The organism is Pseudomonas edaphica (assembly GCF_005863185.1).
GTDB classification, from domain to species: Bacteria; Pseudomonadota; Gammaproteobacteria; order Pseudomonadales; family Pseudomonadaceae; genus Aquipseudomonas; species Aquipseudomonas edaphica.
Window position 1 is genome coordinate 1 of record NZ_VBVZ01000101.1, and the last position, 14,234, is coordinate 14,234.

The window sequence follows — 14,234 nt, forward strand, 5'->3', positions numbered from 1 at the left end:
CGATAGCGTCATATCAGCCGATATTTGCAGTGGCTGACACACCACTATCGCGGGCAAGCCCGCTCCCACAGGTAGTCACTTGGCGGGACTTGCTTTGCTGGGGTGTTTCAAGGCAGGCTCTGGGCTGTGCATTATTCCCATCACCGTGTCAGGTATTTTTTATGTCGCTACGCGTCTGTATCCTGGAAACCGATATCCTGCGTCCAGGCTTGATCGATCAATACCAAGGGTACGGGCAGATGTTCAAGCGCCTGTTCTCCAAGCAACCGATTGCCGCCGAATTCGTCATCTACAACGTGGTGCAGGGCGAATACCCGCCAGCTGACGAGGTGTTTGACGCCTACCTGATCACCGGCAGCAAGGCCGATTCCTTCGGCACCGACCCGTGGATCCAGACCCTCAAAACCTACGTGCTTGAGCGCTACGAGCGTGGCGACAAGCTGCTGGGCGTGTGTTTCGGTCACCAGCTACTCGCGTTGCTGCTGGGTGGCAAGACCGAACGCGCCAGCCAAGGCTGGGGCATGGGCATCCACGACTACAAGCTCAACGCCAAAGCGCCGTGGATGAGCCCGGTGGTGGAAGAATTGACCTTGCTGATCAGCCACCAGGACCAGGTCACCGCGCTGCCGAACAACGCCACGGTGATCGCCTCCAGCGATTTTTGCCCGTATGCCGCGTACCACATCGAAGACCAGGTGCTGTGCTTCCAGGGCCACCCGGAGTTTATCCACGACTATTCCCGCGAGTTACTGGAGATTCTTCAGACAACCCTGGGCGAAAAGGTCTACACCCACGGCGTGGCCAGCCTTGCGCGTGACCACCACGGTGCCACCGTGGCTGAATGGATGATGCGCTTTGTCGCCCACAAGCCAGAGGCTGCGGCTTAAAGCCAGCCCGAGCGTTTAAAGCTAGCCCACAAACTCGTGCAGCCCACCGCAATAAACCCGAGCACCGCAAAATAGCCGTAGTGCCATTGCAGCTCGGGCATGTTCTGGAAGTTCATCCCATATATCCCCGCCACCGCCGTGGGGAATGCCAGAATCGCCGCCCAGGCGGCGAACTTGCGCTGCACCACGCTTTGCCGCGAAGCCTCCAGTAACACACCGATTTCGATGGTCTGGCTGGCGATATCGCGCAGGGTAGTGAGGTCCTCCATCTGCCGCGTCACGTGGATCTGCACATCGCGAAAATACGGGCGCATATTCTTGTCGATAAACGGGAAGCTGAGCTTCTGCAGCTCCTGGCTGATCTCCACCATCGGCGCCACATAACGTTTAAGCCGCAGCACATCGCGGCGCAGGCCGTGCAGGTTTTGAATATCGTGCTCGCTCAGGGAACTGCACAGCACGTTGCGCTCCAACTCATCAATCTCGGCGTGGATCGCTTCGCTCACCGGCTGGTAGTTTTCGGTGACGAAATCCAGCAGCGCATAGAGTACGAAATCTTCCCCATGCTCCAGCAACAATGGCCGCGCCTCACAGCGCTGGCGCACAAAACCGTAGGACGCCGAGTGGCCGTTGCGGGCGGTGATGATGTAGCCGTTGCCGGCGAAGATATGGGTCTCGATAAACTCCAGCTTGCCGTTCTCGCGCACCGGTGAGTAGGTGACGATAAACAGCGCATCGCCGAAGGTTTCAAGCTTGGGGCGGCTGTGTTTTTCCAGGGCGTCTTCGATGGCCAGTTCATGCAGGTTGAACTGGCGTTGCAGGTTGGCCAGCTCCTGGGCGCTGGGTTCTTCCAGGCCGATCCACACAAAATGGTCGGGTTTGGCGGCCCAGGCGGCGCCTTCGTCGAGGGTGATATCCGTGACTTTCTTACCGGCGCTGTAAACGGCTGCCGCAACAACTCTACCCATGGTGCAGATCGCTTCTTATTAGGAGGACAGGTGTTGGGCAGCTTAGCCTGAATGGCGTTCCCTTGTTGCGGTGCAGAGGTCAGCTTTTTGTGGCGAGCAAGCTTGCTTGCGCTGGGGGCGAAGCCCCCCATCAATCACAAAGGCGCAGGTGCCCAAGCGGTTTGCAGCTCATGGTCCATCTCGGCAATGCATGCCTCCATCTGCGCCTGACACGTCTGCATCAACGCCGGGATGTCATCCGAAGTCAGCCCGACGGTAGGAATCGGCGGCAACGAGCGTATGAGCACATCACCGCTGTTCCAGCGATTGAGCTGCATATGCTTGACGTAAGTGCTGGCGCACACCTGCACAATCGGTACGCCAGCCGCAATCGCCATATGGAACGCGCCCTTCTTGAACGGCAGCAAACCTTTGCCCAGGTTGCGCGTGCCTTCGGCGAACACCCAAATCGAGGTGTCCTCATGCTGCAAGGTCTGTGTGGTGGTGAGCATCGCCCGGCGCGCCTTGTGCGCATTGCCGCGGTCAATCAACACATTGCCCGCCAGCCAGAACAACTGGCCGAACAACGGCACCCACTTCAGACTCTTTTTAGCGATACACACGGTGCGATGGGGCACCACATTGCCGAATATAAACAGGTCATAGTTGGACTGATGGTTGGCGATGACCACACAGGTGCCGGGCTTGTTACGCAGCGAGTCGACATCGGCCTTAAGGCGCAAGCCCAGGATACGCATGGCAGGCAACGCATAGAGACGAGCACACAGGCGGCTGTTGTCCGGATTGAACGGCCGGCACACACCCAACAGCACGCCCAATACCCCGGCGACCATAAAGTGCAGGCCCATCAACAACATACGTAACAGAAAAAGCATCGACACAGCCCATCGGGACAAAAGGTGGCGCAGTGTACGGATGTGCACTGTATTCGGCAATTGCCCCTACAGACGTAGGAGATGGGCGATGTTTAAGCACATGTTTCAACGTACGCCGACATAGCCCGACTAGAGCGGCTAAAGACGTTTCGGATTTATTTGTAAGAAAAAGCCCGACTCAAGGTCGGGCTTTGGCACATCAGCTTTAGGTATGGCGGCCACCTATTCTGTGGCGAGCGGGCTTGCCCCGCGTTGGGCTGCGAAGCAGCCCCAAAACCAGGCCCCGCGTTCTTTCAGGCGAAACCTCAGTGCCTTTACTGGGGCCGCTGCGCGGCCCAACGCGGGGCAAGCCCGCTCGCCACAACAGCCCGCTCAGAACAGATGTTGCCTATAGCTGCTCAGTTACAGGGTATTAGCCCAGGTTGTGGCCCTGATCCTGAATGATTGCATCATCCAAGGCTTCCAACAGTGCCTTACGCACCTTCAACTTAGTGTGTTTGTGGGCATTCATATTGATCTTCTTCAGCTGCCGCGCCGCTTCCAGGGCCGCTGCGTGCAACTCCTCCGGCGCCACCACCTTATCCAGGAAGCCAGCGCCCAACGCGCCCTGCGGATCAAACATCTCGGCATTGATCACCGAACGATGAAACGCCGATTTACGCAGACGATCCCGCGCCAACTCGATACCGGCGTGATGCATGGTCATGCCGATCGCCACTTCGTTCAGGCCAATGCTGAACGGGCCTTCCACTCCAATCCGGTAGTCCGCCGACAACAGCAGGAACGCACCCTTGGCCACCGCATGCCCAGGGCACGCCACAATCACCGGGAACGGGTGCGACAGCAGACGCCGCGCCAACGTCGAACCCGACGTCACCAGGCCAATGGCTTCTTTAGGCCCGGCGGTCATCACCTTCAAATCATAACCACCCGACAGAATCCCCGGCGTGCCGGTGATGATCACCACCGCCCGATCCTTCTCGGCCTGATCCAGCGCAGCGTTGAACTCAGCAACCACTGCTGGAGAAATGGCGTTTACCTTGCCGTTGCTCAAGGTCAGGGTCGCGATACCGTCTTCGAGGTGGTAGGCAATCAACTCACTCATGACGCGGTTCCTTGTAGGAATTGTTATTGATAGGCTGTTAATAGAAGCGCATGCGCAGACGTTACCCACCACGCCCGTCCCGGTAAAGCGCCGTGACTGACTACACAGTCAGACTTTTCCCGCATTCCCAAGGGTAGACGGCCCGCAGCAGCGCACAGCCGCCGCGCCAGAAGCCCGCAACCGATGCCCAAGAATGGCAGATTCACCACCCCTCACCGAGCGAGTCACGGCATAACTGTCTAAGCGCATGAAAATTCTGAAAAAAACCTTTGCCATCAGAAAGGCTTTCGACTACATTAGCGCGCCTCGACAGACTGAACTGGTTTGACGAGATACGGTGAAGTGTCCGAGTGGCTTAAGGAGCACGCCTGGAAAGTGTGTATACAAGAAATTGTATCGAGAGTTCGAATCTCTCCTTCACCGCCACATTAAGTACCTAAAGGCCCCGTTTATCGGGGCCTTTTTGCATTCAGTGGTTTCTATTTCCTCACTCATTTTTTGCGTAGTTTGAGCCTGGAACCCTTAGGGCTCCAGGTTTCATCGTGCAGACTAGTTTTTACCCTGTTCTGCTTCTTCTGCATTGTTATCAAAAGATCAGTTGTCTAAGCTCGTTTCGGCTCATGCTGTTTCGCGAGTTGAGCAAGCTACAACCAGCCCTCCATTCACGTGTTACTCATCCAGCGCGAATGCGATTACGTAATCTCCCCGATCAGGCGAACCACGAGATCCACTGGCGGTTAACACTACAAATTGCTTACCTGACTTTTTGGATAAGTAAGACATTGGGGTGCTTTGACCTCCAACAGGCAGCTTTCCTTTCCAGAGCAAGCGCCCTGTATCTGTGTCGAAAGCTCTTAGGTAGTAGTCCAGCGTGCCACTGTAAAAGGTTATCCCGCTGCCGGTCGTCAAGGAGCCGCCGACTGAAGGCATTCCTGTTTCCATCGATAGGTGCGTCTTCAGTCCTAGCGGGCCGGTGTCAGCCGGCGTGCCAAGTGGAACCTGCCAAGCGATTTTGTGGGTGCTAAGGTCGACTGCGGTCAAGGTGCCCAGCAATGGCGCGTTGCAAGGCACGCCCAGCGGGGAAACGAGGTATTGGTTAATTACGCCGAAAGGCGTGCCTGTCTGCGGGGCATAGCCCGTGTGACCGTCCCCAGCATTTAGTGGCGTCTGATCCCTGGGGACCAGCTTCGATAACATGACGATACGGGTGTCGTTAAGAATCAAGTAGTGGCGCTTCTCATCTAGAGAGGCGCCGCCCCAATTCATGCCCCCTGTATTTGCCGGATATACGAGTGTGCCCTCTACGGAGGGGGGAGTGAAATCACCCTGGTATCGATATTTCTTGAATTCGATCCGGCACAATAACTGATCGAACATCGTCATTCCCCACATGTCCGCTTCCCGCAGTTTTCCTCCACGGATCTGCGGCATCGCTACGGAGTAGGGTTGCGTCGCAGAGAGGCGCTCTCCTTGCGCAGGATCGTTAGTGGGAACGGGTTTCTCTTCCACTTGCGACAACGGCACGCCTGTTCTGCGGTCCAGCATGAAGATCTCACCGCGCTTGGTGATCTGGATGAGTGCGGGAATGTCAGGAGCGCCCTGTTTACCCGGTATGTCGTACAAATTCGGATGCGCGGGCACATCGTAGTCCCACACATCGTGGTGGGTTGTTTGAAAATGCCATCTTTCTTTTCCCGTACGATAATCAACCGCGACAACAGAAGAGCTATATTCATCCGACGCCGCGGTTCTTTTTCCTCCCCAGTAATCTGGAGTCGAATTGCCCGTAGGAAGGAACACCAAGCCCAATTTTTCATCGACGGTTGGAAAAGCCCAAACGTTTGGAGTACCTCGTGTGTAGCTTTCACCTGCGGGTGGAAGTTTGTCGATGCGCGCGTTACCCAAATCCCATGCCCATAAAAGAGCACCGTCTACCGCATCGAACGCCCTGACCACTCCAGAGGGCTCGTCAACCGACATGTTGTCCCACACCCAGCCGGCGATAATTATCATGCCGTTTTCGACCAGAGTAGGCCCTGAGGTTTGCATGTAATAACCAGGTGAGACTTCTCCCATACCAGTCTTGAGGTCAACGCTTCCCTCGTTACCGAAACCGCTGCATGTAGTGCCTTTTTCAGCGTCTAACTCAATAAGGCGATTATCGTAAGTTGACAATACAATTCGGTGAACACAGTTAGCATCGGTTGGCACTGATGCAGGTGCTCGTAAAGTGTTTTTTGAAGTGTCCACGTACGCCAAGCTTCTGCACCGGTGCCAAATGGGTGATTTTGCTTCGCTCTTGAATTCCCATTTTTTTAATCCGCTGTCAGCATCCAGTGCGATAACGTTATCGTCAGGCGTGCAAACATAAACAGTGCCGTCTACTTCCAGTGGCGTATTCTGATCTTCTGCGCCATCTTTAGCGATATCTCCAGTGCGATACATCCAAGCGATCTTGAGATTTTTTACGTTCTTACGATTGATTTCGCTATAAGGGACGTGACCGTATCGCGCGTTGGAGCCTGCAAACTGTGTCCACGGTTGCCCGGCATCGCTGAGTGATTCATCGGCCACAGGGTTGGTATCTTTGGCAATTCCATGGACGATGAACAGACTGCCGAAGTTGAGGCACATAGCAACTGTCAAGACAGAGGCCAGAGCAACGTGAGTGCGCGACCTATACGCTTTAGGGCCCATGCAAGGAAGCCATAAGTGAAGCAGTACGATGGCTAGTGTGGCCGCGATGGGGGCGAATATGCGTGGGAAAAGATACCAGGCATTATCTCCTGATTCCCAGAGGGCCCATGCAACTGTCGCAACGGTACCCACCAAGGATACTTTTACAGTCATGTCAGAGCGTCGTATCAATAGCACAGCTATCGCTATCATAAATACGCCATAAAGCGCGTAATAGTAAGCACCTCCAAGATCAATGAGTTCAAGCCCGAACCAAACCAAAAAAAAGCCCATGGTCAGGAAGGTGAAGCTAACCAGCCCTGCTACGAAAGCTTGTATTCGTGTAGGACTGCTTGACAGTGCAGGCATATGGTTACCCCTAAGGTTGGACGTAAGGCGTCGGAGACCGATCGCGCCTTAGTGAACTTGCGCTTTAGTAATCGAGTGTTGTAATGCGATGAATAGGTTGAGTTTTAGTTTATTAAGCTAACGAGCGTTCAAGCCGTATCGAGTAGTGGGTGATTGCAGAAATGGCTATTTCACATTTGCATTGTTTCACGGCTGAGGATTAATTAGCGGGTTCTCGTCGTTTCAATTATGAAACTCTGCGTTTCGAATTCTTGCTGATCAAGATGTGTTTTGTCGGGTTGTGTTTGGAATATACTGCGGTGGCGGGATTGCGATAGGCAGAGGTCGAGCTTGGGCCAGCGCTTCAACTATTATCGTTATTTAAATTAGGCGTTACGGTTTTGTTGTGGTTGGGCAATTTTTGATGATAGGTCTGAAAGTTCTTGTTGTTTGCTGAAGGTGAGGGCATCGACGCCGACTGTCAGGTTTTCTATTAGGTTCGACGTATATTTTAAAGAGGTTTTCAATGTGGGTTATGCTGGATTAAGGCTTTTTTCAATGTTCGCTATGTGTGTAAGCTACTGTTCGGAAGCTTATTTTTTTGTTCCTCAGGAGTATCTTGGCCGAGGTGCTGAAGATATAGGATTTAGCGAGTTTGTTTTCGCGAAGAATGTTGAATGCATTAATTTTAAAGGTCTTGATTTTAAAAACCGAAAATATAAGGATGACGTCTATTTTTTTGACCGTGCTGGTATTGATGAGAGGCCTTTAAAAGGAGTGGGTGGGCTGTTTAAAAATCACTATCGTGAGTGTGAGACCTCGTTTTCAAATGTTACCTATTTGCGCGGATTTGATTGTAGCAACTGTAAGTTTGCTGAGTGTTTTATTAGTTGCAGTCATTATGATAAGGCCCGTTGTCATTATGAGGGTTTGGTCACGTGTCCGACTGCCCGGCCTGCCGTCTCTTATAAAATAGGCGATCAACTGATCAATGCTGAAGAAATCAAAAAGAGAAAGTGCTTTTTTGAGATTGGCCGTTTGAGCGTAATCAACGTTTTGTGTGCGGCGTGTAACCATAGCCGATCGTCATTGAACGCGTAGACCGCACCCAGCAATTGTCTTGTATGACCGTCGGCGGAACTAGCGTTCTGTACGCGAAAATCCCGATCAAAAAAATCGGCAGTAATGAGCGATGGAGCAATGAACAAAAAGAGCTGGGCAATATGCGAGCACTGCGATGCTGTCTATCCATCCATATTTCTAGAACAGGGGCAAAAAACTTACTGCTTGCGCTGCGGTTCCGTTCTTGAGGTGGCTGGGCGGTTGAACACACAACAAATGCTGGCTCTTTCCATCTGCGCTTTGATTGTCTTTTGCGTAGCTAATGCGTTTCCAGTGATGTCAATCAGCGTGCAGGGCTTAAGTAATGAAGCGACCTTGTGGCAGTCGATAAATGCCCTGGCTCAAGGCCAAATTAGTGTGATCGCTGCCGTAGCCGGCCTGACGATCATATTGGCACCCTTGCTTCAAATATTGTTGCTGTGTTGGGTGCTGAGCTTTGCCGTGGCAGGTGTTGCCGCACCTGGCTTTAGCATTTGTATGCGCGCGCTTGAATACCTTCGTCCGTGGAGCATGCTGGAAGTATGTTTGCTGGGGATTTTAGTAGCAATCATCAAACTTGGAGGGCTGCTCGATGTGCATCCTGGCCTGGGACTTTGGGCATTGACGATGCTGACGTTGTTAATCATCCCTATTTCCGGCAAGAGTATTCGCCGTCTTTGGGAAGAATTTGAAGGTGGGCCTTCGTGAGAAAGTTTAATAATGCCATCGATATGAATTTAATATTATGCCATCTCTGCGGTAATGCCTGCGGTGATGGGGTTCTTCGTTGTCCGCGCTGCCGTTCAACATTGCACCGGAGGAAACCCGACAGTCTGGCACGTACCGCCGCGTTTTTTTTCGCTGGTCTGATTTTTTATATACCCGCCAATTTGCTGCCGATGATGTACACCGACATGTTCGGTAGTGGTAGCGAAAACACAATATTGAGCGGAGTGATCGAATTTTGGGAAAGCGGATCATGGGATATCGCACTGTTAATTTTCATCGCTAGCGTGCTGGTGCCGTGTCTGAAATTTCTGGTACTTGGCACGTTGCTAGTGACTTGCCGGCTGCGCAGTCGGTGGGCTATGCGGGAACGCTCAAAGCTCTACCGTCTGATTGAAGTGATCGGTTATTGGTCAATGCTCGATGTACTGGTCGTTGCGTTGGTAGCGGCCCTTGTACAGTTTCGTTCGCTCAGTAGCATCGAACCTCGTGAGGGCATTTTATTTTTTGGTTTAGTGGTGGTGCTAACCATGTTAGCAGCCATGAGTTTTGATCCCCGACTTATCTGGGATGCAGAGGTAGAACATGCCTGATCATCAACGCTCCCATTCAACGCTTTCGAGTCCAGAAGTGAATAGCCGACGCTTCAATGTTTCCATTGTCTGGCTTGTGCCTATCGTTGCTGGCTTGATCGGCTTGTCGATGGTGGTGCACAAAGCCATGTCAGCAGGGCCAAAAATTGTGGTGACTTTTCTCACCGCGGAGGGGCTAGAGGCTAATAAGACACAGGTCAAATACAAGAATGTGGTCATCGGCAAGGTGGTTTCAATTGCCCTAAGTGACGATCGGGCACACGTGGATGCGAACATTGAACTGGATCAATCGGCAGATGCGTTCAGCTCCCGTGGCACGCGCTATTGGGTGGTACGCCCGCGTATCGGTGCCAGTGGCGTGTCGGGTGTGGATACGCTGTTGTCTGGGGCTTTTATCGGCGCCGACCCTGGAGAGTCTGAGGCCCGGGATAAAACATTCATTGGCCTGGAAAATCCGCCTGCGATCATTTACGGAAAAAAAGGCAAGCGCTTCACTCTGCACTCCGCAGATCTGGGGTCGTTGGACATAGGCTCGCCCGTCTATTACCGTCATATACCGGTCGGCCAGGTAGTTTCATATAACCTTGCCGGCGAAGGAAAAGGTGTAGATATCGATATCTTCGTCAATACTCCAAATGATCAGTACGTGCGAAAAAATAGCAGGTTCTGGAACGCTAGCGGAGTGGACGTCAGCCTTGGTGCCAACGGTTTAAAGGTAAATACTCAATCGGTGGCCTCAATTTTAGCGGGCGGTATAGCGTTTATCGAGCCTAATTACAGTGAGGATAAATCTACTGCCGACGAGCGCTCCGAATTCACCTTGTTTGATGATATGGACACCGCCTTGGCCCGGCCAGATGGCCCAGGGTTTTATGTACAGATGCGTTTCGACCAGTCTTTACGTGGCCTGACGGTAAACTCGCCGGTAGAGTTTTTGGGGGTGAATGTTGGTCGCGTGGTTTCGGTGGATCTGGATTACGACGTTAAGGAGGAATCCTTTCCAACGATTATCGGTGTCGTTATATATCCTAATCGTCTAGGCAAGGCTAACGATAAGTTAGTCCAGATGAAAGGTGCAGATGATGCCAAGGGTGCTCATCTCATCTCACAGATGGTCGCGCACGGTCTTCGCGCCCAAGCTCGAAGCGCTAACCTGCTCACGGGGCAGTTGTATATATCAATGAACTTTGCATCGAACGCGAAGCCTGTAGCGTTTGATGCGTCTGCGCAACCGCTGCTTATCCCGACTATCCCCGGAAGCCTCGACAAAGCCCAAGAGCAATTACAATCCCTTCTCGACAAGCTTAGCAAGGTACCCATCGATCAGATCGCAAATAACTTTAATGGCAGCTTGGGACAGTTGAACAAAACCCTGGTTACCTTCAACGGCCAAGTGCTTCCGGAAATGCACGAAACGCTTGTGCAAACTCGAAAAACCCTGGCAACTGTAAATAATAGTTTAGACGATGATTCCCCTCAACGTCGGCAACTTGGCCAAGCGATGTATGAAGTGCAGCGTACTGCGCGTTCGATTCGCGTACTCACCGATTTCCTTGGGCGCCAGCCAGAATCTTTGATCCGAGGGCGCTTGAAAGAGGGTAAACCCGACGCCTATCAGCCAACCTCTTCAGGTTCTCATAAGTTTGATCAGGAATGACCGACATGATTCTGCGTTCTATTGCCCTGTTTTTTATACTGGCTTTATCGGCATGTGGTTCACCGCCGATACGATACTACACGCTGATGCCCACGGCGCCTGAGCAACGCCAGGTAATGAACGCACCGTCAATTCAATTTGAAATGTTGGATGTACGGGTGCCGATGCAGGTAGACCAACCGCAAATTGTGGTGCGCAAGAGCGCAGACGGATTGATGTTATTGGAAAGCGCACGCTGGAGTGCGCCTTTGGCCGATGAATTTCATGACGCAGTGGCCGGGCAACTGGAGTTGAAGTTGGGGGGGCGTAATATCACAGGCTTTACCAAAGCGACCAACACACCACTTATTTTGGTACAACTCGATATTCGACGATTTGATTCCCTGCTGGGAAATTACGCGTTAGTTGACGCGGTCTGGGGTTTGAGTAAACACGGCGAAGGCAACAAGCTTTTCACTATTACCTGTGCGAGCGTGATAAGGGCGCCAGCAGGCTTGACATTGGACACCCTTGTATTAGCGCATCAAAAGAATATTGGCCACTTAGCCAATGATATAGCACAGGCTTCAAAAACGTGGACCTGCCCAACGTCGTAAACATTAAACAGTCTAGTAGTAAAAAGATCGCGAATGATAGGGCAGTCAGAGGGCTGAGAGATTTACCAACAAGGAAGCAGTGGCTGGTTTTACCCTAACGCTTAGCTACAAAACTCAATAATAAGATAGCGGAGAAAAGATAATGAAAGGCTTGAGCACAGTCTCTAAAAGCGCTGCAGGGCACAAAGAGGGTCCTGTTTATGCTATGGACTCGGCAGTTCTTCTCTGGTATCGCTCAGATTTACCGCGGGAGGCGGCGCGATCCTACTGGAGGGGAGGGCATGCACAAATTGTCGCTCGTAATCCTGCACTGTCAGACTATCGGCAACACCATTTTGCTTACGATTCTAATGGGCTGTGGCCAAATACGGATGCTGTCGAAACAATTATTCCACGTTTTCTAAGAGTTGACGGCATGCCGGAAGTCCGCCTTAAAGGAAGAGTTTCGTTATTTCTCAACAATCAATACAGTAAAAAGATACTGAGTGATGAGGTTAATGTATTCGCTCGTACAATTCTATATATCACATCGAATAGAGGAGGGGCATGGTTCAAAAGCGGCTATGACGAACCTGTCGGTTTTCGATGTGTTGCACTCATCAAACGTAGAAAAGGTATTAGCGGTGAACAGTTTGAACGGTTTATCAAACAGGAGCTCTGTACTGTTTTAAATCAGTCGATGGATATTTTGGAGCTGCGTAGCCAAGTATTTTTGGAATGGAACCAGCGTCAGTGGGATTCTCCCGGTGTTGCGCATGATAACGCAGAAGATGACCAATATCATGCCGCAGTGATTATAGGCGCTCGTTCCAAGGCCGACCTGTTGCACGCTCTGGACCGCGTAACAGATGGCGATTTTCCTTCCAGACAGGCTTGGTTCTGCTCTGCTATCCATGCCTATGAGGTCGAGAGCACTTATACCTATTGCCGCGAAGGCCGTCCGACCCTCCCGCAACTTGCACCAGCGCGAAAAGCCACGATTGAGCCCCTGATGCGGGCTATTACTCCGGCCACTGAGCGCGCCGCGAAATCATCATCCGAGCAGAAAATCACAAAGGCTATAAAATTACCCATATCCGGGTCTACTCCTGAGGACGTCATTGTTGATACTCAAGGTCGACTCATATGTGGAGTGTCCGACGGTCGGATACTACGAATTGACCCTGTAACGCGTTTGGAAGTAACCCTGTGCAGTACGGGAGGACGCCCACTTGGTTTAGAGCTCACTACAGATAACAGGCTGATAATATGCGATGCACACAAGGGCCTGCTTTCTTTCGATTTTCAGACGCAGGTGTTGGTGCCTTTGGTTGAGTTTGTTAATACGTTTCCCCTCAGGTTTTGTTCAAATGCAACAATAGCTAAAGATGGGACCATTTGGTTCACCGAGTCGACCTCCCGTTTTGACTTTGAACAAGCTGCTGGAGCGTTCATCGAGCACAGACCATCAGGACGCCTGTTGCGTCGTGATCCAAACGGTGAAGTTACCGTTGTTTTATCGGAGCTCTATTTTCCGAACGGGCTCAGTTTGAATGATGATGAGAGTGCGGTGCTGTTCGTTGAAACTGCTGCTTACAGGCTCAGCCGTCTTTGGGTGCGAGGCGAACGCGAGGGAGATTGTGAAGTGTTGGCAGATAATTTTCCGGGACTACCCGATAACATGTCGCGTATAAAAAATGGGCGTTTTTGGGTGGCCATGGTTAGCCCGCGTATAGCCGCGCTGGATTCATTTGCGAACGCTCCAGTGCTATTTCGTAAACTCATCTGGGCACTGCCTCAAAAAATTCAACCCAAGCCCGCGCACACAGCGTGGGTGATGTGCTTTGATCAAGAGGGACGACTACTCGAAGATTTGCAAAGTTCCGATTTGAGCTATAGCGAGGTAACGAGTGTTGCGGAGCTGAATGGGCGACTGTACCTGGGGACTGTCGCATCTAATGAAAGGTCGTTGTTGGAAATTGGGCTGGAGTCGTGTGCGTCAAATCAAATAAACAAGTAAACAGGTAAGTATAGCTCATAAGGAAATGTGTTTTTCTGAGTTAATACTGTTTTTTGTATATTTTGAAGTACGAATTCTGTTGGGCGATGCCGGAGGAATTTATAGGGTTGAGTGGATGTGCGTTGCTCATTCAATCGGCTAGACTTATCGAGAGGCAGTCTTGGTGTGACGCATTATGCGATTTTTTGCAATGAGGGTGTCGGCATGACTTCAGATAAGCAAGATGGGTTTGTCATTTTTGCAACGGTCGGTGATGTCGAGTCAATTTCAGGTGCCGCGAGGGCTTTGGGGTTGCCCAAGGCTACTGTTAGCCGCGCGGTTTCGAATTTAGAGTCGGTATTTAAAGTTAAGCTGATTGAAAGAACGGCTCGCAAAAGTCAATTAACTGAAGCGGGAAAGATAATGTATGCTCGATGCTGCAAGATACGTGAAGAGATCGCTGACGTAGGTTCTGAAATTGCCGCCTATCGCGGTGAACCCATGGGAACTCTTAGGGTTGGTTGTCCGAGTGATATTGCTCGAATCATATTGACGCCCTATCTGCATAAATTTCTGGACAGGTATCCTGATATCGATCTGCGTATAAATGTGGGCGAGCGGTTAATGCCGGAAGCGACATCCCTTGATGTTGTACTGCACTCGGGATGGTTGTCTGACTCGCGTTTAGTTGCACGAAAAATGTCAGAGATACAAACTATATTGG

General features: G+C 51.7%; 12 protein-coding genes and 1 tRNA gene. 9 read left to right on the plus strand and 4 right to left on the minus strand.

What is annotated here, in order from left to right; all coding sequences use genetic code 11:
• Positions 1–161: 161 nt before the first annotated feature.
• Positions 162–887, plus strand: coding sequence for an amidotransferase (locus FEM54_RS09225; protein WP_138450543.1), 726 nt, complete (start codon positions 162–164; stop codon positions 885–887).
• Here the strand turns inward: FEM54_RS09225 and FEM54_RS09230 are convergent.
• The 3 genes from FEM54_RS09230 to FEM54_RS09240 form a co-directional block, all read right to left on the minus strand.
• Positions 884–1,855 carry a magnesium and cobalt transport protein CorA gene (locus FEM54_RS09230; RefSeq protein WP_099548771.1) on the minus strand — a complete coding sequence of 324 codons (972 nt, stop codon included), beginning with the start codon at positions 1,853–1,855 and terminating at the stop codon, positions 884–886. The genes FEM54_RS09225 and FEM54_RS09230 overlap by 4 nt on opposite strands.
• 134 nt (positions 1,856–1,989) lie before the next feature.
• On the minus strand, positions 1,990–2,730 hold the full coding sequence (locus FEM54_RS09235) for a lysophospholipid acyltransferase family protein (RefSeq protein ID WP_138450545.1): 741 nt from the start codon (positions 2,728–2,730) through the stop codon (positions 1,990–1,992).
• Between the two features lie 412 nt (positions 2,731–3,142).
• Positions 3,143–3,835: a crotonase/enoyl-CoA hydratase family protein gene (locus FEM54_RS09240; protein ID WP_017138321.1), complete on the minus strand. Its 693-nt coding sequence runs from the start codon at positions 3,833–3,835 to the stop codon at positions 3,143–3,145.
• A gap of 336 nt (positions 3,836–4,171) precedes the next feature.
• Between FEM54_RS09240 and FEM54_RS09245 the strand changes: the two genes are divergently transcribed.
• A tRNA-Ser gene (locus FEM54_RS09245) sits at positions 4,172–4,261 on the plus strand.
• A gap of 243 nt (positions 4,262–4,504) precedes the next feature.
• Here the strand turns inward: FEM54_RS09245 and FEM54_RS09250 are convergent.
• Positions 4,505–6,880, minus strand: coding sequence for a membrane-bound PQQ-dependent dehydrogenase, glucose/quinate/shikimate family (locus tag FEM54_RS09250; protein WP_138450547.1), 2,376 nt, complete (start codon positions 6,878–6,880; stop codon positions 4,505–4,507).
• 507 nt (positions 6,881–7,387) lie between these two features.
• Between FEM54_RS09250 and FEM54_RS09255 the strand changes: the two genes are divergently transcribed.
• The 7 genes from FEM54_RS09255 to FEM54_RS09285 all read left to right on the plus strand — a co-directional run.
• Positions 7,388–7,960, plus strand: coding sequence for a hypothetical protein (locus FEM54_RS09255; protein WP_138450549.1), 573 nt, complete (start codon positions 7,388–7,390; stop codon positions 7,958–7,960).
• A gap of 99 nt (positions 7,961–8,059) precedes the next feature.
• Entirely contained in the window at positions 8,060–8,668 is a 609-nt protein-coding gene (locus FEM54_RS09260) for a paraquat-inducible protein A (protein WP_138450551.1), read from the plus strand.
• 23 nt (positions 8,669–8,691) lie between these two features.
• Complete coding sequence (locus tag FEM54_RS09265) at positions 8,692–9,279, plus strand: paraquat-inducible protein A (protein ID WP_138450561.1); 588 nt, start codon at positions 8,692–8,694, stop codon at positions 9,277–9,279.
• Positions 9,272–10,936 (plus strand): PqiB family protein, encoded by a 1,665-nt coding sequence (locus FEM54_RS09270; RefSeq protein WP_138450553.1) that lies wholly within the window; start codon positions 9,272–9,274, stop codon positions 10,934–10,936. The genes FEM54_RS09265 and FEM54_RS09270 overlap by 8 nt, the downstream gene beginning before the upstream one ends.
• A 5-nt stretch (positions 10,937–10,941) precedes the next feature.
• Positions 10,942–11,532, plus strand: a complete 591-nt coding sequence (locus tag FEM54_RS09275; RefSeq protein ID WP_138450555.1) for a PqiC family protein — start codon at positions 10,942–10,944, stop codon at positions 11,530–11,532.
• Between the two features lie 142 nt (positions 11,533–11,674).
• Positions 11,675–13,531, plus strand: a complete 1,857-nt coding sequence (locus FEM54_RS09280; protein ID WP_138450558.1) for an SMP-30/gluconolactonase/LRE family protein — start codon at positions 11,675–11,677, stop codon at positions 13,529–13,531.
• Positions 13,532–13,735: 204 nt separating this feature from the next.
• On the plus strand, positions 13,736–14,234 hold a 499-nt coding region (locus tag FEM54_RS09285; RefSeq protein WP_138450559.1), incomplete at its 3' end, for a LysR family transcriptional regulator.